Consider the following 24,709-nt stretch of genomic DNA (forward strand, 5'->3'; position numbering starts at 1 on the left):
TAGGGCGTTTTAGTTACGGCTTATTTTTGGTCAGTTGACATTGCCTTTGGTACGAGCCAAAGAATAACGGCAAAGACAACGGAGATCATTGCAGCCATCGCGGCACTGTATGGCCGCCCAACAACGGCAGAGCCAATATAGCCCACGAGCTGACCGTAGATCAATGCCCAAATAAGAGTAAATACTTGTTTCACGATGACACCTCTTTTCGCTATTTATTTATTTTAGCATAGCTGATTTAAAAACAAAAGTCTGCTTCGCAACAGTGCTGGTTTGAAATTTGGTATAATTGAAGGAACAGAATAACCGAAAGGGGATGCGGCGATGACATTTGTTCAGCTACAGACGATCAGTGCCAATAGTCTGTTAAAAAGTCCGTTAACCGTGACACAATACGTACAAGCCGCTAAAGAACGCGGTTATCAGGCAATTGCTTTAACAGATGAGCAAGTGACTTCTGGCTGGCTAAGTTTCTACCAGGCTTGTCAAACGGCGCAGTTACAGGCAATTTTCGGCTTGACGATTGCCACCCAAGGGCTTGTGTTAACGGATCAAGCGTGGCCACTGTTGTGCTTTGCCAAAAATGAACAGGGGTACCGCAACCTACTGAAATTATCCAGTCATTTAATGACGCATGACACACCACCGACGCTGGCGACGCTGCAAGCTTATCTCGATGATGTTGCGGTTGTTGTACCTGCAGAAGCCAGTGAATTAACGCTATTATTGGAACAGGATCCCAGTCAGGCACAACATTATGTGACAATGCTACAGCAACAGTGTGCGTCATTATTTGGATTAGGGGTGACGCTACAACCAGCTGGACAGGCGAATCGGACGGCTTTACAAGCATTAAGCCATGCTTGCCAAGTGCCATTAATTGCTTTAGAAGTTGTGCGTTATTTAAATACGACGGATGCGTTTAGCGCCACTGTATTACAGCATATTGGCACAGGAACGCCTTTGTCAAATGAGGCCAAACAGCAAGTCAATCAAGCCGGATTGCATTATTTAGCACCGGCCGCTGAAGTGACCGAACGCTACCAACAAGCTGATTTAGCCGCTGCTGTTGCAGCAACAGAACAATTGGCGCAGGTCTGTCAAGTGACGTTGACCTTGCATCAAGATCTATTGCCACGCTTTCCAGTGCCAGGTGAAAACACCAGTGAAGCGTATCTGAAACAGGTCGCGCAACAAGGCTTAGCACGGCGTTTTCCGGATCAGACTATACCGTCTACTTATCAGCAACGATTGGATTATGAATTACAAGTCATCACAAAAATGGGTTTTGCAGACTATTTTTTGATTATTTGGGACGTCATGCACCACGCCCATCAGGTGGGAATTATTACGGGACCTGGTCGTGGTTCAGCTGCAGGCTCACTGGTGGCGTATGCACTGACGATTACAGAAGTGGACCCATTGGCCTATCAACTACTATTTGAGCGTTTCTTAAACCCAGAACGTCGCAATTTGCCTGATATTGATTTGGATATTCCAGATAATCGGCGGGAAGAGTTGTTGCATTATGTGTATAACAAATATGGTCAAACCCATATGGCCCAAATTATGACGTATGGCACACTGGCCGCAAAACAGGCGCTCCGCGATGTTGGCCGGGTGTTAGGTTTGTCGCAGGTGGCATTGAATCGTTGGTCTAAAGCAGTACCCAATACCTTGCACATTGATTTGAAAACGGCCTATGATACGTCATTGAAGTTGCGTAATTTGGTGAGTGACAGCGAGCACAATCAGTTGTTATTCAAGATCGCACAACAATTAGAAGGCTTGCCGCGGCACTATTCTACTCACGCAGCAGGCATTATTTTAAGCAATCACAATCTCACAGATTATTTAGCGCTTCAGTCAGGCAGTAACGGCATTGAATTGACGCAGTTTGCTATGGGCGATGTGGCCACCATTGGTTTGGTGAAAATGGACTTTTTAGGCCTGCGTAATTTAAGCATTTTAGCCAATACACTGGCACTGGTGACGCAACAGTTAGGACGGTCTTTTGACGTTACTGAGATCCCACTAAATGATCCGGAAACACTGACACTTTTTCAAAAAGGAGATACCAATGGTGTCTTTCAATTTGAGTCAGCAGGCATTAAACGGGTGCTGCAAACACTGAAACCGACTGATTTTGAAGATATTGTGGCGGTGAATGCCTTGTATCGACCGGGACCGATGGCCAATATTCCAATTTTTATTAAGCGAAAACATGCCCAGCAACATGGGCATTATCCCGATGCCAAAATCGAGGCTATTTTGGCGCCAACTTATGGTATCTTGGTTTATCAAGAACAAGTCATGCAAGTTGCCGCACAAATGGGTGGCTTTACGTTAGGGGAAGCCGACAGTTTGCGGCGTGCCATGAGTAAGAAGCAAAAAAGCGTGATTGACGCGCAGCAAACAGCGTTTCTAAAAGGCGCCCAGCAACGTGGCTATGATGCGACTGACGCTCAGAAAATGTATCAGTATATTGAGCGTTTTGCCAATTATGGGTTTAATCGCTCTCACGCCGTGGCATACAGCATGATTGCCTTTCAACTCGCCTATTTAAAGGCCCATTATCCAGCGGCTTTTTTTGCGGCTTTGTTAAATGCAACCGGTAATCAAGGCCAGAAGACCAAGCGCTATTTGTTGGAAGCACGTCAGCGTCACCTTAAGATCTTGGCACCTAACGTGAATCAAAGTGAATTGGATTTTACGGTGCAGCAACAAACCATCCAGTTTGGGTTAAATAGCATTCATGGGTTGCGAAAAGATTATGTTCAAGCGATTTTGCAAGCACGTGCAACTGGCGGAAAATTCCATTCTTTAGCCGATTATTTACGCCGTTTAGGTGATAAATGGTTAAAAATAGCTGATTTAGAACCTTTGATCTACACCAATGCACTACGCGATTTTAATCCCAATCGTAAGGCATTATTGAATCAAGCACCTGAATTGATTGCGGCTTTGAAACTGAGCGGTACCAACCAGGAACTGTTAAGTGAATTAGCGCCAAAGCCCAAGCAAATGTTTGATTTTAGTTTAAAAGAAAAACTTAATTTTGAAGCACAATATTTAGGTGCGTATCTGTCAGGGCATCCAGTTGAAAAATATGCTGCCTTAAGTCAACATGAGACGTTTACCAATGTTCCTGATCTTGTTCCGGATCAAACAGTACAAATGCTCGTTTTGATCAAACGGGTGAAGGTGATCCGTACAAAACGAGGGCAGGAAATGGCTTTTGTTACCGGTGAGGATGCAACGGCAGAGTTAGACATCACGTGTTTCCCAGAGGTGTATCGCCAAACGGTGGACCTACTAGTGGTGGATCAAGTATTGTGGGTGACAGGCAAAGTAACAGCAGATCGCGGTCAAATTCAATTGATTGCCCGTCGTTTTCAGTCAGCAGATGACTTGTTGCAAGCAGCGCAAACCAGGCTGTTTTTAAAGATTCCCGCTACATCGCCGTTGCGACAAACCATTCCCGATTTGCTCAAGCGGTCACCTGGACGCAGTGGGGTTGTGATTTTTGAACCGGATACTGGGCAAAAGATTCTGCTTCATCGCCATTTTGATGTTCATTTAACCGAATCATTTGTGCAGCAATTGAAAGAAATACTTGGAAAAGACAATGTTGCTTTGCAAAGAAAAGCTAAATAATATGATTAAACCGCTTTTTTCCTGAAAATAGTTAATTTCAAGAGACATATTTTCAGAAAAGTGTTAAAATGATTTCTGGGTTCGAGGATAAGACAGATAATTGGTTTGACACGCGTTTGTCTAACCTCTAACAAATAAGATAAATGCCTGAGGTGAAAAAATGAAACGCATTGGGATTTTAACCAGTGGTGGTGACGCACCTGGCATGAATGCTGCCATTCGTGCTGTAACGCGTAAAGCAATCCATGAAGGATTGGAAGTATACGGAATTAATTATGGTTTCGCAGGACTTGTTGCCGGTGACATCTTTAAGATGGACGAATCATCAGTTGGTGACAAGATTCAACGTGGCGGGACATTCTTATATTCTGCGCGTTACCCTGAATTTGCTCAAGAAGAAGGGCAATTAAAAGGGATCGAACAACTTAACAAATTTGGAATTGAAGCGTTAGTTGTTATCGGTGGTGACGGTTCATATCATGGTGCCTTGAAGTTAACCGAACATGGTTATAATGCAATTGGTTTACCAGGGACAATTGATAATGATATTCCTTACACTGACTTTACGATCGGATTTGACACTTCTGTTAATACCGTTCTTGAGTCAGTGGACCGGATTCGTGACACAGCGACTTCACATGAACGGACTTTCGTCATTGAAGTTATGGGTCGTGGCGCTGGTGACATTGCCCTTTGGTCTGGTGTTGCCGGTGGTGCCGAAGCCATTGTGATTCCTGAAAAAGATTTTGACATGAGTAAAATTGCGGATAAAATTCGTGTCGGTCGTAACCGGGGTAAGAAACACTCATTAATTATTTTAGCCGAAGGCGTTATGCATGCGGACGAGTTTGCGGAAGAATTAAACAAATATGGTGATTTCCAAACTCGTGTAACCGTCTTAGGTCACGTTCAACGTGGTGGTTCACCGACTGCCCGTGATCGTGTTATGGCTTCACAAATGGGTTCTAGAGCCGTTGAATTATTGCTTGAAGGCAAGGGCGGCTTAGCCATTGGGATTGAAAATAACAAGATCGTCTCACATGATATCTTGGACTTATTCAACGCTAAGCATCATGCTGAATTATCATTATATGATTTAAATAGTGATATTTCGTTCTAACTCGTTTTAGTCGTAACGTTACTTTTATACAAACATTAAGGGAGAGATTCTACTTATGAAGAAAACCAAGATCGTAAGTACACTTGGTCCAGCTAGCTCAGATGAAGCAACGATTCAAAAATTAATTGAATCTGGTGCAAATGTTTTTCGTTTCAACTTTTCACATGGTGACCATCCAGAACATGCTGATCGGATGGCAAAGGCCTTAGCAGCTGTTAAAGCAACCGGCAAAATGGTTGCCTTCATGCTTGATACTAAAGGTGCTGAGATCCGGACAACAGTTGAAAAAGAAGGCAAAATTGCATTTACAACTGGCGATGTAACGCGTATTTCAATGGACGCTTCAATCGAAGGAACCAAAGAAAAAATCGCCGTTACTTACCCAGGCTTATATGATGATGTTCATGTTGGCGGCCATGTACTTTTCGACGATGGCTTGATTGATATGAAGATCACTGAAAAGGACGATGCGAACAAGGAACTTGTTGTTGAAGTTCAAAATGATGGCCTTTTAGGTTCACGTAAGGGTGTTAACGCACCTGGTGTTGCGATTAACTTGCCAGGGATCACTGAAAAAGATGCAAGTGATATTCGTTTTGGTTTAGACCATGACATTGATTATATTGCTGCAAGTTTTGTCCGTAAGGCACAAGACGTTTTAGATATCCGTGAATTGTTAGAAGAAAAGCACATGGAACATGTTCAAATCTTCCCTAAGATCGAATCTCAAGAAGGTATTGATAACATTGATGAAATCCTAAAAGTCTGCGACGGCTTGATGGTTGCACGTGGTGACATGGGTGTCGAGATCCCAGTTGAAAACGTGCCAATTATTCAAAAACGTTTGATCAAGAAGTGTAACGCTTTAGGTATGCCTGTTATCACTGCAACACAAATGTTAGACTCAATGCAAGAAAACCCACGTCCTACACGTGCTGAAGCAACTGACGTTGCCAACGCTATTTTTGACGGAACTGATGCAACAATGCTTTCAGGTGAAAGTGCCAATGGTAAATACCCTGTTGAATCTGTTGCAACAATGGCTAAAATTGCAGAACGCGCTGAAAAAGCAATGATCGACCAAGATTCGTTTGCTTTGAAAGAATTCAGCAAAACAGACGTTACAGAATCAATCGGCCAATCAGTTGCCCACACTGCCCGTAATTTAGGCATCCGGACAATTGTTGCAGCTACTGAGTCTGGTTTTACAGCTCGGATGATCTCCAAGTATCGTCCAAAGGCTGACATTTTAGCAATTACATTTGATGAACGCACACGTCGCGGTTTAGCCGTTAACTGGGGTGTTTATCCAATCGTTGCTGAAAAGCCAAGCTCAACAGATGAAATGTTTAACTTAGCCGCTGAAAAAGCACAAAGCTTAGGCTTCGCTAAGGAAGGCGACTTGATTATCATCACTGCTGGTGTACCAGTTGGCGAACGTGGCACAACGAACGTTATGAAGATCCAATTAATTGGGTCTAAGTTAGTTGCAGGCCAAGGTGTTGGCGACCAAACTGTTATTGGGAAAGCTGTTATCGCAACAAGCGCTGAAGAAGCTAACCAAAAAGCAGTTGAAGGTGGCATCTTAGTTGTGAAGACAACTGATAAAGATTATTTACCAGCCATTGAAAAATCAAGTGCCTTAGTTGTCGAAGCTGGTGGCTTAACCAGTCATGCAGCTGTTGTTGGTATCGCAATGGGGATTCCTGTCGTTGTTGGTGCTGAAAACGCAACTGAAAAGATTGCTGACGAAGAAGTTGTTACGGTTGACTCACGTCGTGGGATTATCTACCGTGGTGCTTCTAACGCTATGTAAGCTTTATCCGCTTAAACTTTTAAAGTCACTGCGTGAGCAGTGGCTTTTTTTGTTGGGAATATGGTAAGCTTAGTAAGCTGAATAAACGGACGGAGGTTTTTATTTTGGAAAGTTGGTTGTTTCTGCTGATTATTTTAGCAGTCTCATATTTCGGGAAAAATCAATCATTGTTAATTGCCACAGGTGTCGTACTGGCCTTAAAGCTCATTCCGAACACCGCTAAATTATTAAACACGATTCAGGCTAAGGGGATTAATTGGGGGGTGACGGTGATTTCCGTTGCGATCCTAGTGCCGATTGCAACGGGCCAAATTGGCTTCCGCGACTTATTAAATGCGTTTAAGTCACCTGTGGGCTATGTTGCAGTGACTTGTGGCGTGCTCGTTGCAGTGTTATCAGCTAAAGGGGTTGGATTGTTATCTCAAAGTCCTGAAATTACAGTTGCATTGGTATTTGGCACCATTATGGGTGTTGTATTATTACGCGGTATTGCAGCTGGCCCAGTGATTGCATCAGGGATGACGTATGTGATTTTACAATTGCTCCAGCCGATATTAAAGTGAGGTAAAAAATTTGGATAAAGTAGATTATTTAGGTAAAAAAGTCACCATGACGATGACAGATGAAAATGACCGTTATTATTTTGGTCAGTTAGAAGACGGCTTGACGTTTCGCGTTGCGAAATCAGAATTCGATCAGCCCCATGTGGTAACGGATGCCATTACAGGGTTTGCTTATGAAAATACGGAACATGTCTTGTCATTAACCACTAAAATGCCAACGGTGCGTTTAAATCAATTCGGTTGGGCCACAGTGGTTAGTAGCCGCCGTGATCTAGGTGTTTTTGTCTCGATCGGGTTGCCCGATAAGGATATTGTGGTGTCGCTGGATGAATTACCAACGATCCATCACTTATGGCCTGAAAAAGGCGATCAGTTATTCGTGAAGCTAGCGGTTGATGTAAAGGGTCGGATGTGGGGCCATTTAGCCGATATGCCGGAATTTGAGGCCCGTTCACGCCGCGCTTTACCGACGATGAAAAACCATGATATTACGGGTACGATCTATCGCTTGAAATTAGTAGGCAGCTACTTGTTTACTGACGAACGTAATATTGGTTTCATTCATCCAAGTGAACGTGACGGTGAACCCCGTTTAGGGCAACGCATCAAGGCTCGGGTGATCGGTGTTCGGCCAGATGGAACCATGAATTTATCGATGCGACCACGCGCTTACCAGGCCATCTCTGCAGATGCTGAGATGATCTTAGCGGTATTACAACATCAGCCGGGTGGGGTAATGGCCTATACTGATAAAAGTGAACCTGAGGCGATCAAAACCTTCTTTGGCATTAGTAAAGGTCAATTTAAACGAGCTTTAGGGCATTTAATGAAGGCCGATCTGATTGAACAACGTGAGGGAAAGACCTACCTTAAGCAGAAGAACTAGGCGGTCCATTGCAATTCTCTCCCGCTAGGATTATGATAGTAGCAAGATTGGTTTCGCTATCAATGGGAGGCTTTAAAATGGACGAACAGTACTTAAAGAGCATTCAGCAGCAATTACATCAAGCTGGTTTTAAGCTAACACCACAACGTGAGGCCACTGTTTGTTCATTAATTGAAAATGAAGAAGGCCACCTGAGTGCCGAAGAAGTTTACATGCGTGTTAAGGAAAAGTCACCAGATATTGGTTTGGCGACTGTTTACCGCACACTTGAAATTTTAAGTGAATTGAAGATCTTAGACAAAGTTAGTTTTACAGATGGTTTGATTCGCTATGATCTACGGCGTGAAGGTAGTCAGCATCATTTTCATCATCATTTACTCTGCACGCAATGTGGCAAAATACAAGAAGTTCATGAGGATCTTTTATTAGATGTTGAGCGTGTGGTGGAACAGCAGTTTCATTTTCAAGTCACGGATCATAAACTGACGTTTCAGGGGATTTGCATGGATTGTCAGCGTAAAAATCGAGAGCAGCAACAAAAACAATAAAAATAAGGATGACTTATCGTAGGATGGGTGATCCTTATTTTTGTGGCAGTAGGGCTTGGACAGGCAGGGTGGCTTTTTCTAGCAAAATAGCTTATAATAAATAAAGTTATGTTAATTAGAACAAATATCAACATTAACCACTAACCAATTAAAAAAACAACTTCAACAATAACCACGTACACATCAGGAGGACAAACATGGAAAAATTAGAGACGATCGTTGCGGATTTTCGTCACTATTTAATTGTTGAAAAAGGGCTATCTGAGAATACCGTTGAAAACTATACCCGTGATATTCGTCGGTACACAGCCTTTTTGAAAGCACAGCAAGCCAGTACATTTGCGCAAGACCGTTTTATGGTGCTTAATTTTTTAGCTGATCTCAAAACAGCTGGGTTGGCAGCAAATAGTGTGATTCGGATTGTTTCAAGCTTACGTAAGTTTTACCGCTTTTTATGGGAGAATCAGTTGATCAAAATTGATCCAATGCAACAAATCGATTCACCTAAGCGTGAGCAGCATTTACCGCAAGTGTTATCTCAAAGTGAGGTCAGTCGTTTGTTAGCTACACCTGATACTACAACGCCATTAGGATTGCGTGATCGTACGATTTTAGAAGTGATGTATGCCACCGGATTACGTGTCAGTGAGTTAACGCATTTAAAATTAGATGAGCTGCATCTGAGTTTAGGGTTGATCCAAACCATTGGGAAAGGGGACAAAGAACGCTTGATTCCCATTGGTGATGTTGCGATTAAATGGATCAAACGTTATTTAGCAGATGTACGTCCAACTTTTATTCGGCCAGGGCAACATCCAAACGAACTGTTTTTAAACCATTATGGGCGGCCGTTTACACGCCAAGGAATTTGGAAGAATCTCAAACAAGTGGTTCGTGATGCAGGAATTGATAAAGATGTGACCCCGCACACACTTCGGCATTCATTTGCCACACACTTGTTAGAAAATGGTGCAGACTTACGAGTGGTGCAGGAGTTATTAGGGCATTCTGATATTTCAACGACACAGATCTATACCCATGTGAGTCAAAAGCATTTACGACAGGTTTATGACCGTTATCACCCGCGCGCCTAGTTGTATTTGTTGTGTGATTATGGTATTTTTAAACTGATTAAGATTCAATGGCTAGGGGGCTATCATGCTTTTTAAGTATAAAACGAATTACGAAAAAATTGCGATGGGGTTATTGTCCTTTGTACCTGACTTAGAGGATGTGGCACATTTGCAAGATGAATTGGCATGGTATCAGGCTGACGACCAACATGTACTTTATTTATGGAAGAATACCACTGGTGATTTTGCAGGCGTGATTGGTATTGAGATCACAACAGACTATGTGATCGTCCGACACATTGCATTAAGCCCATCTGATCGCAATCAAGGTAACGCTTTTAAGATGCTGACAGAATTGACCCAGTTATTCCCAGAGCAAAAATTAATGGGTACCTTATCAACAACGGCAATCGTTGCAGATTGGGAACAACAGCATTAGAGGTGAGCGTGTGGTATTAACGGTTAAGTTACCAGAATTTGAAGGCCCGCTGGATTTGTTGCTGCATCTCATTCAGGCTGCAAAAATGAATATTTACGATATTCCAATCGTCGCGATTACTTCGCAGTATTTAGCGTATCTGCAACAGATGCAGACTAATCAACTGGAAGTGGCCGGCGATTATTTTGTGATGGCGGCTACTTTGATGCGCATTAAAAGTCAGATGCTATTACCAAAAGCACCGGTCCAAGCGCCTGAACAAGATGACATGACAGAACAGGATCCGCGGGCAGAACTTGTGGGACAGTTGATCAGCTATCAATTGTATAAACAGGCTGCTAAGCAGTTGCAAACACGTGAATTAGCACGTAAAGATAGCTTTAGTAAAGCGCCCAATTTTGCACCACAAATGGAACGGATCCCGATGCCTGAGCCGCCAGTGCAATTGACGATTTTGACCCAAGCGCTGACACAGTTGTTACAGCAGGCGGAACCACCACAAAAAACGGCTGTGGTTGGTGAGAAAGTGACCATTACCAAAATGATCCAGCAAATCAAGGATCAATTGCAACAAAATAAACCACAAGAATTTAGTCATTTATTACCGCGACATGCGACGACTGAGGTCACTGTGACAACCTTTTTAGCCGTCCTTGAACTCATGCGGGCTGGTGATGTGGTTTGTCAGCAAGCAGATGATTTGGCGCCTTTATTATTAAAGCGCCAGGCACAGCCAGTGAAGGAGGCCTAATCTAGGTGTGAATTTAAATGCAACAATCGAAGGGCTATTGTTTGTGGCCGGTGATGAAGGACTCAGCTTAGATCAATTGGATGAACTGTTACCAGAAAATCCAGCGACGATCAGTCATGCTTTAACGCGCTTAAAACAAGACTTACAAGCAGATCACCAACGTGGTTTAGTGTTGCTCCAATTTGGTGAGCATTTTAAATTGGCGACTAAAAAAGAGCTTGCACCAGTGATCAAACAGTATTTTTCAGCACCACTTTCAACCAATCTCGGACAAGCAACCTTAGAGACCTTGGCGATTATTGCCTATCAGCAGCCCGTCACACGGGTAGATATTGATGAAATTAGAGGGGTTCAAAGTAGTGGTGCCATTCAAAAGCTGGTGTTGCGGCAATTAGTTGAGGCTAAAGGGCGCAAAGAGGCGCCTGGCCGGCCTATTTTATATGGTACAAGTGACTTTTTCTTAGATTATTTTGAACTGAAAGACCTGACGCAGCTACCACCATTACCTGAACCAGAGGAATTAGCAGCACCTGAAACGAATGATTTATTTGCAACCTTTCAGGCACAATTAAATCAGGATGAAACAAAAAAAGACGAGGATTGATAAAACGATGGCAGAACGATTACAAAAAGTCATTGCAGCTGCAGGTGTGGCGTCACGCCGCAAAGCAGAAGCACTGATTCAAGCGGGCCGTGTGACGGTCAACCAACAAACCGTGACGACTTTAGGCACCAAAGTAGAACCTAGTGACCATGTCGAAGTGAATGGCGTGCCGTTGACGAAAGAAAAAAAACAGTATTTCTTATTGGACAAACCACGTGGTGTCGTTACAACGGCGCATGATGATAAGGGGCGTAAAACGGTTGTCGACTTCTTTCCTGAAGTTCATGAACGTTTATTTCCAGTTGGTCGATTAGACTACGCAACGTCTGGTTTGTTGATCATGACCAATGATGGTGAATTAACGAATTTATTGACTCACCCTAAATATCAAGTTGAAAAAGTCTATTTAGCCAAAGTCAAGGGCATTCCAACCGTTGATGCTTTGAAGCAATTACGTGCCGGTGTCCGTTTGGAAAAACGCAAAACAGCACCTGCTAAAGCGAAACTTGTTTCCAGTGACCAAAAGCAGCAAACCGCTTTGGTCAGTTTAACCATTCATGAAGGGATGAATCACGAAGTGCGGGATATGTTGGCCCATGTGGGTTATCCGGTGATCAAATTAAGCCGTCAACAATATGCCTTTTTAACCACAGATCGGTTAGTTCCAGGCCAATCACGGCCTTTACAACACGAAGAAGTGGCACAGCTAAAGCGACTGGCTCGAACAGGGAAACGTTTCTAAATAAAAATGCTTGAAACCGTTCAGGCTTCAAGCATTTTTATTCGTATTGCAAATCTGAAAAGGGCCCTTTTGATGTTGAATGGCATGGGTGGGGCATTGTTGATAGGCCGCTTTAAAAGCAGTACGTTCACTGTCAGGAATTGGCGTTACACTTTGATTATGATCGGGCTTAAAGTAAGCAATGCCTTCAGCGTCATAATCAAATAAATGAGGTGCTTTGAGCTGGCACAGCCCGCAAGCAATACAATTTTCTTGTTGTACACGACTATAATCCAAAAAATCACTCCTTAGAAGGAAGCATGACAATGCCAAATATTGCACCAGAATATTTATTATTATTATTCTCACAACAGCAATGGCGTCGACCGTTAGCAATTTATTACATTTTGCAGGGAAAACGGACGGTGTCGAATTTATATGCAGGTTTGGCGTATCAGTTACTTTCATTATATCAGTTTTTACCACAACTTCAGCTGGCAGATTACCAACGGCAATTAAAAGTGCTTGTTCAGCGAGGCTGGTTAGTGGCACAAGATAAAAAAATGAAAAAAACGGTTCAAGGCCAGCAGCACGAACAAGAATGGCGCCAGCAGCAGTTGCTGCCAACCGGCATTGATAGTTTGCATTTTCCTAAGGCGAACCATTATACAGCCCGTTTGTTTTTAGCGACTCAAGTGATCTCTGAGCTAGGTTATCAAAATCGCCAGTATTATCCCTTAATGGTACCTGAGCGTGATCGGATTGCTGTGAAACAATGGTTATTTGGACAAAACAAAGCGACCTTGGTGGCCACCTTTGCACAAGATTGGCAGCATTTTTTGACACAATTAGCGCCACAAGATGCAACCTTTATGAGCTTTTTTCTCAGTGGTCACGCGGTTGATCGGCTCACCATTGAACAAGTCGCTATCCGGCAACAAACCACTTCATTTGCTATTTTCTTACGGCAGCAGGCTTTGATTTATCGGCTTTTAAGGCAGGCCGCGCAACTACCAATGTTTGCGTCACTGTGGCAGCCGATGGCACCTACTTCAATTTTAAGTCATAGTGCCGCCCAAACGTATCAAGCTGTTTTACAAGGCACGTCGCTTCAAGCCCTACAGCAACGCCGGCATTTAAAGGCCAGTACGTTAACTGAGCATTTATTAGAAGCGGCGATTTTAATGCCTGATTTTCCATTTGATGCTTTTTTTAGTGTCGATCAGCAGCAAGTATTAGCCGATCAGTTTCAGAATTGTCCGATTGATCAATGGCAATTTCAGCAATTGGGACAGTCATTACCGTTTTTTCAGTTTCGATTGTATCAGATCCAGCAAAGAAGGCGACAGCATGGATAAATTGACGCAGACATTGCAACAGCATTTTGGCTACTCGGATTTTCGACCAGGCCAGCGAAAGATCATCGAGGCTGTTGTCGCACAAAAAGATGTTCTCGCCGTTTTACCAACCGGAACTGGCAAGTCGTTGTGTTATCAATTACCAGGTTATTTGCTGCCAGGCACAGTGCTGATTATTTCACCTTTGATTTCACTGATTCAAGACCAAGTGGCTTCTTTAAATTACTTAGGTGAAAAAAGTGTGTTGGCGTTGACTTCTGGCTTGGCGCCAGCTGAAAAGGCCAGCCTATTACAGCATCTGGATCAATACCATTTTATTTTTATGGCACCTGAAATGGCGATGCAACCTGCAGTACAACAGCGATTAGCAGCAATGCAAATTGCACTTCTCGTGGTCGATGAGGCGCATTGTATTTCACAGTGGGGACTTGATTTTCGTCCAGACTATTTAGCGCTAGGCCAGTTACGTCAGTTGATTCAACCGCGCAGTACCTTAGCACTGACAGCAACGGCCACGCAAAAAGTACGGCAGGATATTTTGGACAAGCTGGATTTGATACCAGCACAAACGACGCAGTTGGTGTATTCGGTTGATCGGCCAAATATCTATTTAGATGTGCAACGCTTTCAAAATGATGCTGAAAAGGACACTGCGCTGTTACAGGCGTGCACGACATTAACAGGACCAGGGATTATTTACTTTTCAAGTAAACAAAAGGCTGAAGCAATGGCTACTCAGATCCAGCAAAAAACACAGATTGCCACAGGCTTTTATCATGGCGATCTCAATCGTGAAGATCGGTTTACGATCCAACAGCAATTTATGACAGGTACCCTGCAAATCATTTGTGCCACGACGGCGTTTGGAATGGGGATCAATAAGGCCAATATTCGGTTTGTGATCCATTATCATCTGGCAGCTGATCTTGGCAGCTATTTACAGGAAATTGGACGCGCTGGCCGGGACGGTCAGCAAAGTATTGCCATTTTGTACTATCAGCCTGGTGATTTTCAATTGCAGGCGAGTTTGGTGACGAAAAGCATTCCGGCTGCGGCGTTGATCAGGCAGTATTATGCAGCACCGGCTCACTTTGATCAATATGATTTCCCGGAAGTCCAATTGCTACGTTATTATCATCAGCAACAGTATTCGGAAGCCGAGGTCAGCAGTCTTTTCGTGAAACGTCAGGCTGAAAAACTAGCCGCTTTGCGCACCATGTTGCAGTATATTGAGACAGAAAGCTGCAAACGCGCGTTTATTTTAAATGATTTTGAAGAGCCGGCAGGTGATCATGATAAACAGTGTTGTTGTTGGCAGCAATCAGCTGACTACTTGACGCAGTTAGCGCTTGATCATGGTTCGCCGCAAATGCAACCTTTATTAAACTGGCAGGAAAAATTAACGCGGCTTTTTCCAACAGTCGATAGAGATTAGGAAATTAACGGAAATATACAGAATTTAAAAAAAGAGTATGTTACAATGTTTTTGAGTGAAGTAAAAGTGCGGCGACGTCGCATTAAGCGAATCATCGCTTAATTCATAAGGAGGGCAAACCTTCATGAGTGGAAAAAGTAATAACCATGGTGAGAAGCCATGGAATGCACAATTCGATAGTGAGCGAAATGCAAAGGGTGAAGTATCACGTTCTGCAACGCGTAAAAAAGAAAAGGGCAATGCCGCATTTGTCACCTTTTTAACCATTGCATTGTTAGTCTTAGCTGCATTACCAGTTGGGGCTTGGTCGATCGTGCAGAGTCAAATGAACAAACCGGTGACCTCACAACAAGCAACAACTAGCAAAAAGAAAACCAAAAAGGTCGCAACGGCTACAAAACATAAAGCAAAAGCAAGTTCAAAAAAAGCAACGAAAAAGGCCAGCAGTTCAAAAGCTAGTCACTCAGAAGCTAGCAGTTCATCGAGCGTTGCTAGTAGCGTCAGCAGTAGTTCTGTGGCAGCTAGCAGCAGTAGCAGTGTGGCCAGTAGCCAATCAACTGCTAGCTCAAGTAGTGCCAGTAGCAGTAGTAGTGCTGGTAAAAAATATGTAACTGTCGGTGCTGGTCAAGGGCTATACCGCGTTGCTGTTAATAATGGGTTAACAGTTTCTGAATTACTCCAAATGAATGGGTTGTCCAGTGCTTCTAAATTAAGCCCAGGGCAGCAGTTAAGAGTCAAATAGTTTTAAGCTTAATGCAGTTAAGTTAGAGCCGTTTGTTGACCATAACTTGACTGTATTTTTGACGGCATAATCTCTTGAAAAGAAGGATTGTTGATTAATGAGTAAAGGTTTACAGATTGCAATTGATGGGCCTGCTTCGGCAGGTAAAAGTACGGTAGCAAAATTAGTTGCTAAAAAGTTACATTATGTGTATTGTGATACCGGTGCAATGTACCGTGCAGTGACTTGGCAGGCCATGCAATTAGGCTTGGATCTAACCGATGAACCGCAAATTTTAAACGTGGTTGAAACCTATCCAATTCGTTTTGTGGCGGCTGACCCTGTGCAACAAGTTTTCATTGGTGAACACGATATCACAACAGCGATTCGTCAGCCCAATGTTACCAACAACGTCTCAACTGTTGCGGCATTAGGGACGGTACGGGCTGCACTAGTCAAACAGCAACGCGCTATTGCGGCTCAAGGCGGTATTGTAATGGATGGCCGCGATATTGGGACCACTGTTTTACCACATGCCCAAGTTAAAATTTTCTTAGTTGCAAGTGTTGCGGAACGTGCGCGTCGGCGTTATGCAGAAAACTTAACAAAAGGGATCGATACGCCACTGGCGACTTTGGAACATGAAATCGAAGTGCGGGATCATAAAGATTCAACGCGTCGAGTTTCACCATTGACGCAGGCAAAAGATGCGACCCGGTTAGATACAACGCCACTTTCAATTGATGAAGTGGTGGCTAAAATATATGAAACTGCTAAGAAAAAAGAGAAAGATGAGAATTAATATAACGTTTTTCTAGCATTTCAAGGTGTTTTACTATAAAATAGGACTTGTAGTTTCAAGCTGTTGAAGGAGGATTTTTGGCATGAACGAAGATAACATCACAAATGAGAACCAAAATGCCATGGAAGACGCTTTAAATAGCGTCCACGACGTCAAAGTCGGTGACATTGTAAAAGGGGAGGTTCTAGCAATTGATGACGACAAACAATTAATTGTCGGCATTCAAGGAACTGGCGTCGAAGGCGTTGTTCCAATGAAAGAACTTTCAAGTCAGCATATTGATGATATTAATGATGCTGCCAAGATTGGCGATGTACTTGACCTTGTGGTTATTTCAACCATTGGTAAGGATAAAGAAAACGGGAGTTATTTATTATCCAAGCGGCGTTTAGAAGCACGCAAAGTTTGGACTGAAATTCAAGAAAAATTTGAAGCAGGCGAATCAATCGACGCCCCTGTTACAGAAGTGGTTAAGGGTGGTTTAGTCGTTGATGCCGGTGTACGTGGCTTCATTCCCGCTTCAATGATTGAGGATCATTTCGTTGATGACTTATCTCAGTATAAGGGTCAAACCCTCAAACTTAAAATCATTGAAATCGAACCTAGCGAAAATCGTTTAATCTTATCACATCGTGCAATTGCTGAAGCTGAAAAAGCTGAACAAAAAGAAAAAATCTTGGCAACGCTTAAAGCAGGCGACGTTGTTGAAGGTACTGTTGCACGTTTAACCAACTTTGGTGCTTTTGTTGACCTTGGTGGTATTGATGGGTTAGTTCACGTATCTGAAATCTCTTATGACCGTGTTGACAAGCCATCTGATGTCTTAAAGGTTGGCGAAACGGTTAAGGTTGCTGTTTTATCAGTTGATACTGATAAAGAACGGATCTCGTTATCCATTAAAGCAACTTTGCCAGAACCATGGACGGATATTGAAGACAAAGCACCAGTTGGCAGTGTCCTTGAAGGAACTGTTAAACGTTTAACCACGTTTGGTGCCTTTGTTGAAGTCTTCCCTGGCGTTGAAGGCTTAGTTCACATTTCACAAATTTCACATGAACACATTGCAACACCTAATGATGTGCTTTCTGAAGGTGAAACTGTGAAAGTGAAAGTCTTAGACGTTAAGCCAGATGCACACCGTTTAGCCCTTTCAATTAAGGCTTTAGCACCAAAACCAAATGGTGAGACTGAAAAGCCCGTTGCAACGCCTGTTGATACCAGCAAGTACCAAAGCGACGATGATGAAGGCGGCTTTACCTTAGGCGACATCATTGGTAAAGACTTAAAAGGTTAATTTAAATTGTCTATGAAAAGAGATTGGCAATGACCAATCTCTTTTTTGATGTAATACAGAAGGAGGGATTGTCAATGGCAAATCCAGTTGTTGCAATCGTTGGACGCCCAAACGTTGGGAAGTCAACGGTTTTTAACCGAATTGCCGGTGAACGGATCTCAATTGTTGACGATATGCCAGGGGTTACCCGTGATCGGATCTATGCCCATGCGGAATGGACTGGCCGTCAATTTAATTTGATTGATACAGGTGGAATCGACCTTGGTGATGAGCCATTTTTAAAGCAGATTACTGAACAGGCCGAAATCGCAATGGACGAAGCGGATGTGATCGTATTTGTCACCAGTATTCGTGAAGGGATGACAGACGCTGATGAACGTGTGGCGCGGATGTTGTATCAAACGGATAAACCGGTTATTTTAGCGGTTAACAAAGTTGACAACCAAGAATTACGGCAAGATATTTATGATTATTATTCATTAGGCTTAGGCGATCCAATCGCAATTTCCGGGGTTCATGGGATTGGCACCGGGGATCTGTTAGATGCAATCGTGTCTCATTTTCCGGCTCAAACGGAAGAAGAAGACGATCAGCGAATCAAATTTAGCTTGATTGGTCGGCCAAATGTCGGAAAATCATCTTTGGTGAATGCTATTTTAGGTGAAAATCGAGTGATTGTTTCGAATATTGCTGGAACGACTCGAGACGCAATCGATACCCAGTTTGTCACTGAAGCAGGTGATGAGTTTGCCATGATCGATACAGCAGGGCTACGGAAACGTGGCAAGGCTTATGAAAATGCTGAAAGATACAGTGTGTTGCGGGCGATGTCCGCTATTGACCGAAGCGACGTGGTCTTGGTGGTCCTAAATGCTGAAGAAGGCATTCGTGAGCAAGATAAGCGAATCGCTGGTTATGCGCATGAAGCTGGCCGTGGTATCATCATTGTGGTCAACAAGTGGGATACTTTGAAAAAAGATAATCACACGTTAACGGACTTCGAAAATGCGATTCGCAGTAATTTTGCCTACTTGGATTACGCGTCGATTATTTTCGTATCTGCGAAAACCCATCAACGGTTGCCGCAGTTGCCAGCCATGATCAAACAAGTTCATGAAAACCAGCAACGACGTGTACAATCGTCTGTTTTAAACGATGTTTTAATGGATGCGATTGCCACAAACCCAACCCCATCGATGAATGGGAAGAAGTTGCGAGTATACTATGCAACACAGGTTGCGGTTGCACCACCAACATTTATTATTTTCGTCAATGACCCAGATCTGATGCATTTTTCATATGAACGCTTTTTAGAAAATCAAATTCGTCATGCCTTTGATTTTTCTGGAACACCGGTGCATTTAATTATCCGCCGCCGGAAATAGCGCAAAGCCTGATTTGATGCAAATTCTAACCAAAAATTAAGGAAATGTCATAATTTGGCCGATTTGAGCATAAAAAGTGACGAATTATCAAAAAAACCTTGCTATCAAGGCGTTCCTATGATATTTTTAGTTCAGAAATAATGATTTGGCTCATTGTTTCGCCAGTGTTCGTAACTGGAGCAACTCCATTAGACACTCGTCTAACTTTTAGATGGGGAGGTGAATTTATTATGGCAAACAAAGCTGAATTGATCGAAAACGTAGCAAGTCAAACAGACTTGACGAAAAAGCAAGCAACAGCTGCTGTTGATGCTGTCTTTGGTTCAATCCAAGACACATTAGCAAAAGGTGAAAAGGTTCAATTAATTGGCTTCGGTAACTTTGAAGTTCGTGATCGTGCTGCTCGTAAAGGGCGTAACCCACAAACTGGTGCTGAAATTCAAATTCCAGCCAGCAAAGTACCAGCTTTTAAACCTGGTAAAGCATTGAAGGATGCGGTTAAATAACCAATTTAGAGGGACTAGCAATTTTGCTAGTCCTTTTAAATTGGCGATTAAACAATTGTCTAGTTTGAATAAGAAAGGTGCAGTGTGATGAGTTATTCAGAAAATATGCTGGCTGCATTAGCAGATGGCAATCTCAAACAAGCAAAAAAAGACTTTCAACGTGCATTACAGCAAGATAGTGATGATTTGTTGTATAGTCTGGCTGAAAACTTGTATGCCTTAGGTTTTTTGCCGGAAGCACGAAAAGTTTATTTAAAATTACTGGCCAAATACCCAGACGAAGATGAGTTACGAACAACTTTAGCTGATATTGCCATCAGTGATGGTAAAACCGAACAGGCCTTGGATTACTTGCAAGCCATTCAGCCGGATTCACCTGCTTATGCAGAAAGTCTATTGGTGTCGGCGGACCTTTACCAACAACAAGGACTTTATGAAGTCAGTGAACAGAAACTACTGGAAGCACGTCGCCTTTATCCTGATGAAACCGTAATCGCCTTTGCGTTGGCTGAATTTTATTTTGACAGTGGCGAATTTCAAAAGGCCATTGTCTACTATGAAGAATTAATTGCAGCTGGTGAAGTTGAAATTTCTAAGGTTAACTTGTATCAGCGTTTAGGCGTCGCTTATGCCAATAGCGGTGCGTTTGAAAAGGCTGCCGAGTACTTGGATTTGATTCCAACTGCTGAAATGAGCGCTGAAACGGCCTTTCAGGCGGGTTTTATTCAATTGCAGCTGAAAGACTACCAGGCAGCCGAAAAACTGTTATCTGAGCTACGGGAGCAAGATTCGCAATTTAGTTCGTTATACCCTTATTTAGCGACAGCCCAAGAAAAGCAAGCTAAATTGACGGATGCATTACGGACCTTGCAAGAAGGCATGGCTGTGGACGCTTATAATGAAGTGCTCTATCAACGTGCTGCGGATCTAGCCTTTCGCTTAGATGATGAAGCCTTAGGCGAAAAATATTTGCAACACTGGCTGGCATTAGTGCCAGATGATATGACGGCCATTGTACAGCTGAGTAATCTTTATGTGAAGCAAGGACGACATGATGAGAATATCGCATTACTCACACCAGTGGCTGATCGTGGTGATGCGGATCCACAAGCTTATTGGAATTTAGCGGTTTCTGCAGATGCGCAAGATGAGACCAAAGTAGCCCGCGAAAATTATTTGTTGGCTTATCCAACCTTTAAAAATCAACCTGATTTTTTGCATCAATTGATTTTATTCTTCCAGAGTGTCGGTCAGCGCACCGAAATGTTAACGGCCTTAAAACGATACGTTAAATTAGTGCCAACGGATGATGAAATGGCTTGGTTATTGGAATCTACTGAAGAGGACAACTAATGGAACAAGCGCTTAAAGTAGCATTGATTGAGTCTTTTTTAGCACAACAACAATTGCCTGTGCGTGAGGCAGAGTGGTTTTTACGCTATTTATTAGGCCAACCACAAGCTTTGTCTAACTTGCACGTGGTGGAACATGCCTTAGCAGCTGATCGCGGTATTTTAATTCAGACCACGGCCGGTGACACAGCTTTTGCCATGAAGCGCGCTGACCTGTTATTAACGATTCCAGATCAAATTTTTCATGAAGTAAACGCACATCAAGATCAGGCCTACTTTTTAGAATTAGATTTTCCACAACGCCAACTTGATCTCGATTATTTAACGGTTTTAGAAGATAATCCGTATTATCGTTGGGCGGATCATCCTGATCCAGAAGTGTCAGAACGTTTAGCCACTTATTGGACGATGCGTCAGCAACAGGCCTTAATCGCGGCGATTGATCAGGCATTAGCCCAAGATGATCAAATTAGTTTTCAGCGGTTGAGTCAGCAGTACCAGGAACTGAAAAAACAACGGCAAGCCAAGCATTAATTGCAGGGCCTGCCGTTGTTTTATTTTTTGCCAAAAATGGAACGTACTTTACGTTGATAGGAGAAGCCTTCACCAATCACCTCATGCACATTGAGAATGGAGACAAAGGCATGGGGATCGTGATGCTGAATAATGCGTTTTAAGGTGACCAGTTCGTTAGGCGCCACCACGCAGTAAATCATCTCTTTAGTCTCCCGTTGGTGGCCACCTTTAGCTGGCAAGTAACTCACGCCACGGTCTAGATCAGTCATAATTTGTTGCGCGATATTGGTGAATTCAGGACTGATGATCAACACCCCTTTAGCGGCGTAAGCACCGGCTTGGGTAAAATCAACGACCTGGGTGAAAATAAAGGATGCCAGTAACGTGTACATCATATGTCGAATGTCCAAATAGGACAACGAAATGGTTAAGACTAACACGTCAAATAACAGCAAAGTGCGGCCCATGGAAATACCTTTTTCTTTTTCAATGATCCGGGCAATGACATCGCTGCCGCCAGTGGTGCCACCAGCACGATAGATCAGGCCACTGCCAAAACCACCAGCTAAACCGGCCAGCACCCCAGCAATAAAGAGATCATGGTGTAGATTGATCTGCAAAGGAATCCGTTGCCAGCACCATAAGGAGAGCGACAACATAGCCGTTCCGAAAATAGTTAACAAAAGGGTTTGTTTGCCAAGGTATTTGTAGCCAAAGATCACTAACGGAATATTGAGCAAAAGTGTGGTATATGCGGGGTCGATCTGAAACCAATAACGCAGTAACAAGGTGATCCCAGTAATACCGCCTTCTGCTAAATGATTTTGAATGTTGATACTGGCTAACCCTAAACCATAAAGCATACAACCAGCCGTGATCAACGCGAGATCTTGCCATTTGATCCGATTTTCTGTCATCCAATCAGCTCCTTCAAATTATTTACAAGTTACCAACTTGGCCCTTTAAAGCTATCGTATCGGATTTTAAGTTGAACTGCCATTACTTCTGAGATAATTGCCATTTTTTGTTTAGCAAATTCTTAGCTGATAATGTATTTTAAGCTGCGATTTTGGTAAGATAGAAGTATCTTACACGAAAAGAAGGTTGATCGGTTTGACAAAGATTATTGTGGCTGGTTTTAAAGGCCGGATGGGTGCCACGGCCGTTGACATGGTTTTAAATCATGACGGTTTCGAATTAGTAGGTGTTTACGATCCAGTTGCCACGGAGAAAAACTTAAATGAGGTTGCCGGTTATGCGGACCAAAATGTACCGGTTTTAACATTAGAACAAGTGCCAGATGTCACACCAGATGTTTGGATCGATTTTACGATTCCAAAGGCGGCTGTTGCGAATACAAAGTTTGCGCTGGAACATCATATTTCACCTGTCATTGGCACCACTGGTTTTAAGGCAGAAGAGGTTGCTGCTTTGAAACAATTATCGAAAGAACAAGGCGTTGGCGGCTTAATTGCACCTAACTTTGGGTTGACTGCTGTTTTAATGATGCAATTTGCGAAGCAAGCGGCGAAGTATTTCCCAGATGTTGAAATTATTGAAATGCACCATGACAACAAATTAGATGCGCCAAGCGGTACAGCAATTAAAACGGCCGAAATGATGGCTGAAGTACGGGCTCAAAAAGAACAAGGCAATCCGAATGAAAAGGAAACTTTAAAGGGTGCCCGTGGTGCTAATTATGATGGTATGCACATCCATAGTGTGCGCTTGCCAGGTTTAATTGCCCATCAACAAGTTCAATTTGGTGGTGTGGGCGAAGGCCTAACGATTCGCCAAGATACTTATGATCGGGTTTCCTTTATGACAGGGGTTGCGTTAGCCTGCGAAAAAGTCACGGCTGCCCATGAACTTTTTGAAGGTTTGGAAAACTTCCTATGAGATTAACAACCATTCCCACTGAGTTTTTGCAGGCCGTTCCAGTGATTGCTAAAATCGAGCAAGCAGGGTTTGAAGCGTATTTTGTGGGCGGTAGTGTCCGAGATGCCTTATTAGGCCATAAAAAGATCCATGATGTGGACATTGCCACCAGTGCTTATCCAGCTGAGATCAAGCAAATCTTTCGCCGCACAGTGGATACTGGTATTCAACACGGGACTGTAACAGTTTTACAAGGTGACTTATCTTACGAAGTGACGACTTTTCGAACCGAATCTGGTTATCAAGATTTTCGGCGGCCAGATCATGTGACCTTTGTGCGTTCTTTAGCAGAAGATTTAAAGCGCCGGGATTTTACGATCAATGCGTTGGCACTGCAACATGATGGCACGGTGATTGATTTATTTGATGGCTTAACTGACTTAAATCGGCGGGTGATTCGCGCGGTTGGAACGCCTGAAACGCGATTTCACGAAGATGCCCTGCGCATGATGCGTGCGATTCGTTTCCAAAGTCAATTAGATTTCACTATTGAACCGGCCACGTTGGCTGCCATTCAGACAGAACACCATTTGTTAGCCAAAATTGCGGTTGAGCGGATTCATGACGAATTTACCAAGTTATTATTGGGACAACGTCGGCAAAATGCATTGCAAAATTTTGTGACCACCCGGTTATTTGAAGATTGCCCAGGCATGGCAACTTCAGAACAGGCGCTTTTGCAACTTAGTCGATTGCCTGATCAACCGTTGCACTCAGCGGCCAGTGCCTGGACATTGGTAGCTGCTGGGCTAGGTTGGACCGCACAGCAAGCCATTAAGCAATTAAAACGTTGGAAATCGCCGAATCAGTTGATTGCAACGGTGAGCACGAATTTAGAGTTGATCCCACATTTTATTGCGAATGATTTTACCAATTGGGACCTTTATCAAGCCGGTTGGCATTGTTTGATGATCACCAATGAAGTGATGGCATTGTATCAAAAAGCCATCCCTGAGGCGCAGTTGCAGCAACAGTATCAGCAGCTGCCAATCAAGACTAAAAATGAATTGGCCATTAATGGTCGTGATTTGTTGCAACGAACGACAATCAAACCTGGACCGCAAATGGGTCAGCTGTTAAAGCAGCTTGAACAGGCCGTTGTGGCGGGAACATTGCCCAATGACGCGGCGGTTTTATTGCAGCAAGCAGAACAAATGATGGCTTAACCAGTTGAATATTGCTAGAATAGATAAAGTGAGGTGCATTGTGGCCTCGCTTTATTTA

Annotated in this window: 25 protein-coding genes; 22 read left to right on the plus strand and 3 right to left on the minus strand. The window is 43.2% G+C overall.

The window, feature by feature from the left end; genetic code table 11:
- Positions 1 to 20 precede the first annotated feature (20 nt).
- On the minus strand, positions 21 to 194 hold the full coding sequence (locus FC07_RS15675; protein WP_162255878.1) for a DUF2929 family protein: 174 nt from the start codon (positions 192 to 194) through the stop codon (positions 21 to 23).
- A gap of 130 nt (positions 195 to 324) precedes the next feature.
- Here FC07_RS15675 and dnaE point away from each other — a divergent pair, with 130 nt between their 5' ends.
- The 11 genes from dnaE (at position 325) to FC07_RS11370 (ending at position 12,199) form a co-directional block, all read left to right on the plus strand.
- Positions 325 to 3,657: a DNA polymerase III subunit alpha gene (gene dnaE / locus FC07_RS11320; RefSeq protein ID WP_057905213.1), complete on the plus strand. Its 3,333-nt coding sequence runs from the start codon at positions 325 to 327 to the stop codon at positions 3,655 to 3,657.
- 160 nt (positions 3,658 to 3,817) lie between these two features.
- Entirely contained in the window at positions 3,818 to 4,777 is a 960-nt protein-coding gene (gene pfkA / locus FC07_RS11325) for a 6-phosphofructokinase (protein ID WP_057905214.1), read from the plus strand.
- Between the two features lie 55 nt (positions 4,778 to 4,832).
- A complete protein-coding gene (gene pyk, locus FC07_RS11330; protein WP_057905215.1) occupies positions 4,833 to 6,593 on the plus strand; it encodes a pyruvate kinase in 1,761 nt (586 codons plus the stop codon).
- A 104-nt stretch (positions 6,594 to 6,697) separates the two neighbouring features.
- Complete coding sequence (locus FC07_RS11335) at positions 6,698 to 7,156, plus strand: DUF441 domain-containing protein (RefSeq protein WP_057905297.1); 459 nt, start codon at positions 6,698 to 6,700, stop codon at positions 7,154 to 7,156.
- A gap of 10 nt (positions 7,157 to 7,166) precedes the next feature.
- Positions 7,167 to 8,042: a CvfB family protein gene (locus tag FC07_RS11340; RefSeq protein ID WP_083483299.1), complete on the plus strand. Its 876-nt coding sequence runs from the start codon at positions 7,167 to 7,169 to the stop codon at positions 8,040 to 8,042.
- Positions 8,043 to 8,119: 77 nt separating this feature from the next.
- Positions 8,120 to 8,590 carry a ferric iron uptake transcriptional regulator gene (gene fur / locus FC07_RS11345; protein ID WP_057905216.1) on the plus strand — a complete coding sequence of 157 codons (471 nt, stop codon included), beginning with the start codon at positions 8,120 to 8,122 and terminating at the stop codon, positions 8,588 to 8,590.
- 197 nt (positions 8,591 to 8,787) lie between these two features.
- Entirely contained in the window at positions 8,788 to 9,684 is an 897-nt protein-coding gene (gene xerD, locus FC07_RS11350) for a site-specific tyrosine recombinase XerD (protein WP_057905217.1), read from the plus strand.
- Between the two features lie 64 nt (positions 9,685 to 9,748).
- Positions 9,749 to 10,102 (plus strand): GNAT family N-acetyltransferase, encoded by a 354-nt coding sequence (locus FC07_RS11355; RefSeq protein WP_057905218.1) that lies wholly within the window; start codon positions 9,749 to 9,751, stop codon positions 10,100 to 10,102.
- A 10-nt stretch (positions 10,103 to 10,112) separates the two neighbouring features.
- Positions 10,113 to 10,853: a segregation and condensation protein A gene (locus tag FC07_RS11360; RefSeq protein WP_057905219.1), complete on the plus strand. Its 741-nt coding sequence runs from the start codon at positions 10,113 to 10,115 to the stop codon at positions 10,851 to 10,853.
- Positions 10,854 to 10,860: 7 nt separating this feature from the next.
- On the plus strand, positions 10,861 to 11,457 hold the full coding sequence (gene scpB, locus FC07_RS11365) for an SMC-Scp complex subunit ScpB (RefSeq protein ID WP_057905220.1): 597 nt from the start codon (positions 10,861 to 10,863) through the stop codon (positions 11,455 to 11,457).
- 7 nt (positions 11,458 to 11,464) lie between these two features.
- Positions 11,465 to 12,199, plus strand: coding sequence for a pseudouridine synthase (locus FC07_RS11370; protein WP_057905221.1), 735 nt, complete (start codon positions 11,465 to 11,467; stop codon positions 12,197 to 12,199).
- 27 nt (positions 12,200 to 12,226) lie between these two features.
- Here the strand turns inward: FC07_RS11370 and FC07_RS16230 are convergent, their stop codons facing one another.
- Positions 12,227 to 12,475: a ferredoxin gene (locus tag FC07_RS16230; RefSeq protein ID WP_057905222.1), complete on the minus strand. Its 249-nt coding sequence runs from the start codon at positions 12,473 to 12,475 to the stop codon at positions 12,227 to 12,229.
- 29 nt (positions 12,476 to 12,504) lie between these two features.
- Here FC07_RS16230 and FC07_RS11380 point away from each other — a divergent pair, with 29 nt between their 5' ends.
- The 9 genes from FC07_RS11380 (at position 12,505) to FC07_RS11420 (ending at position 21,565) form a co-directional block, all read left to right on the plus strand.
- Positions 12,505 to 13,536, plus strand: coding sequence for a helix-turn-helix domain-containing protein (locus FC07_RS11380; RefSeq protein WP_057905223.1), 1,032 nt, complete (start codon positions 12,505 to 12,507; stop codon positions 13,534 to 13,536).
- On the plus strand, positions 13,529 to 14,971 hold the full coding sequence (locus FC07_RS11385) for a RecQ family ATP-dependent DNA helicase (RefSeq protein WP_057905224.1): 1,443 nt from the start codon (positions 13,529 to 13,531) through the stop codon (positions 14,969 to 14,971). The genes FC07_RS11380 and FC07_RS11385 overlap by 8 nt, the downstream gene beginning before the upstream one ends.
- Positions 14,972 to 15,095: 124 nt before the next feature.
- A complete protein-coding gene (locus FC07_RS11390) occupies positions 15,096 to 15,713 on the plus strand; it encodes a LysM peptidoglycan-binding domain-containing protein (RefSeq protein ID WP_057905225.1) in 618 nt (205 codons plus the stop codon).
- Positions 15,714 to 15,810: 97 nt separating this feature from the next.
- The gene (gene cmk, locus FC07_RS11395; RefSeq protein WP_057905226.1) at positions 15,811 to 16,494 is read left to right on the plus strand and encodes a (d)CMP kinase; all 684 of its coding nucleotides are present in this window, start codon (positions 15,811 to 15,813) and stop codon (positions 16,492 to 16,494) included.
- 82 nt (positions 16,495 to 16,576) lie between these two features.
- A complete protein-coding gene (gene rpsA, locus FC07_RS11400; protein WP_057905227.1) occupies positions 16,577 to 17,788 on the plus strand; it encodes a 30S ribosomal protein S1 in 1,212 nt (403 codons plus the stop codon).
- A 74-nt stretch (positions 17,789 to 17,862) separates the two neighbouring features.
- The gene (gene der, locus FC07_RS11405) at positions 17,863 to 19,173 is read left to right on the plus strand and encodes a ribosome biogenesis GTPase Der (RefSeq protein WP_057905228.1); all 1,311 of its coding nucleotides are present in this window, start codon (positions 17,863 to 17,865) and stop codon (positions 19,171 to 19,173) included.
- A 230-nt stretch (positions 19,174 to 19,403) separates the two neighbouring features.
- Positions 19,404 to 19,679, plus strand: a complete 276-nt coding sequence (locus FC07_RS11410) for an HU family DNA-binding protein (RefSeq protein ID WP_057905229.1) — start codon at positions 19,404 to 19,406, stop codon at positions 19,677 to 19,679.
- A gap of 87 nt (positions 19,680 to 19,766) precedes the next feature.
- Positions 19,767 to 21,032, plus strand: a complete 1,266-nt coding sequence (locus tag FC07_RS11415; protein WP_057905230.1) for a tetratricopeptide repeat protein — start codon at positions 19,767 to 19,769, stop codon at positions 21,030 to 21,032.
- Positions 21,032 to 21,565 carry a YpiB family protein gene (locus FC07_RS11420; RefSeq protein WP_057905231.1) on the plus strand — a complete coding sequence of 178 codons (534 nt, stop codon included), beginning with the start codon at positions 21,032 to 21,034 and terminating at the stop codon, positions 21,563 to 21,565. The genes FC07_RS11415 and FC07_RS11420 overlap by 1 nt, the downstream gene beginning before the upstream one ends.
- A gap of 20 nt (positions 21,566 to 21,585) precedes the next feature.
- Here the strand turns inward: FC07_RS11420 and FC07_RS11425 are convergent, their stop codons facing one another.
- Complete coding sequence (locus FC07_RS11425; RefSeq protein ID WP_057905232.1) at positions 21,586 to 22,464, minus strand: YitT family protein; 879 nt, start codon at positions 22,462 to 22,464, stop codon at positions 21,586 to 21,588.
- A 196-nt stretch (positions 22,465 to 22,660) separates the two neighbouring features.
- Between FC07_RS11425 and dapB the strand changes: the two genes are divergently transcribed.
- The gene (gene dapB, locus FC07_RS11430; protein WP_057905233.1) at positions 22,661 to 23,446 is read left to right on the plus strand and encodes a 4-hydroxy-tetrahydrodipicolinate reductase; all 786 of its coding nucleotides are present in this window, start codon (positions 22,661 to 22,663) and stop codon (positions 23,444 to 23,446) included.
- Positions 23,443 to 24,651 (plus strand): CCA tRNA nucleotidyltransferase, encoded by a 1,209-nt coding sequence (locus FC07_RS11435; protein WP_057905234.1) that lies wholly within the window; start codon positions 23,443 to 23,445, stop codon positions 24,649 to 24,651. Before dapB ends, FC07_RS11435 begins: the two co-directional genes overlap by 4 nt.
- Positions 24,652 to 24,709 lie beyond the last annotated feature (58 nt).

It is taken from the genome of Loigolactobacillus bifermentans DSM 20003 (assembly GCF_001434575.1).
Lineage (GTDB): Bacteria > Bacillota > Bacilli > Lactobacillales > Lactobacillaceae > Loigolactobacillus > Loigolactobacillus bifermentans.

Excerpts from the sequence above, each read along its gene's own strand:
- dnaE (WP_057905213.1), top strand. The coding sequence starts at position 325 with ATGACATTTGTTCAGCTACAGACGATCAGTGCCAATAGTCTGTTAAAA.
- pfkA (WP_057905214.1), top strand. The coding sequence starts at position 3,818 with ATGAAACGCATTGGGATTTTAACCAGTGGTGGTGACGCACCTGGCATG.
- pyk (WP_057905215.1), top strand. The coding sequence starts at position 4,833 with ATGAAGAAAACCAAGATCGTAAGTACACTTGGTCCAGCTAGCTCAGAT.
- fur (WP_057905216.1), top strand. The coding sequence starts at position 8,120 with ATGGACGAACAGTACTTAAAGAGCATTCAGCAGCAATTACATCAAGCT.
- xerD (WP_057905217.1), top strand. The coding sequence starts at position 8,788 with ATGGAAAAATTAGAGACGATCGTTGCGGATTTTCGTCACTATTTAATT.
- FC07_RS11355 (WP_057905218.1), top strand. The coding sequence starts at position 9,749 with ATGCTTTTTAAGTATAAAACGAATTACGAAAAAATTGCGATGGGGTTA.
- FC07_RS11370 (WP_057905221.1), top strand. The coding sequence starts at position 11,465 with ATGGCAGAACGATTACAAAAAGTCATTGCAGCTGCAGGTGTGGCGTCA.
- FC07_RS11380 (WP_057905223.1), top strand. The coding sequence starts at position 12,505 with ATGCCAAATATTGCACCAGAATATTTATTATTATTATTCTCACAACAG.
- FC07_RS11385 (WP_057905224.1), top strand. The coding sequence starts at position 13,529 with ATGGATAAATTGACGCAGACATTGCAACAGCATTTTGGCTACTCGGAT.
- FC07_RS11390 (WP_057905225.1), top strand. The coding sequence starts at position 15,096 with ATGAGTGGAAAAAGTAATAACCATGGTGAGAAGCCATGGAATGCACAA.
- cmk (WP_057905226.1), top strand. The coding sequence starts at position 15,811 with ATGAGTAAAGGTTTACAGATTGCAATTGATGGGCCTGCTTCGGCAGGT.
- rpsA (WP_057905227.1), top strand. The coding sequence starts at position 16,577 with ATGAACGAAGATAACATCACAAATGAGAACCAAAATGCCATGGAAGAC.
- der (WP_057905228.1), top strand. The coding sequence starts at position 17,863 with ATGGCAAATCCAGTTGTTGCAATCGTTGGACGCCCAAACGTTGGGAAG.
- FC07_RS11410 (WP_057905229.1), top strand. The coding sequence starts at position 19,404 with ATGGCAAACAAAGCTGAATTGATCGAAAACGTAGCAAGTCAAACAGAC.
- FC07_RS11415 (WP_057905230.1), top strand. The coding sequence starts at position 19,767 with ATGAGTTATTCAGAAAATATGCTGGCTGCATTAGCAGATGGCAATCTC.
- FC07_RS11420 (WP_057905231.1), top strand. The coding sequence starts at position 21,032 with ATGGAACAAGCGCTTAAAGTAGCATTGATTGAGTCTTTTTTAGCACAA.
- FC07_RS11425 (WP_057905232.1), bottom strand. The coding sequence starts at position 22,464 with ATGACAGAAAATCGGATCAAATGGCAAGATCTCGCGTTGATCACGGCT.
- FC07_RS11435 (WP_057905234.1), top strand. The coding sequence starts at position 23,443 with ATGAGATTAACAACCATTCCCACTGAGTTTTTGCAGGCCGTTCCAGTG.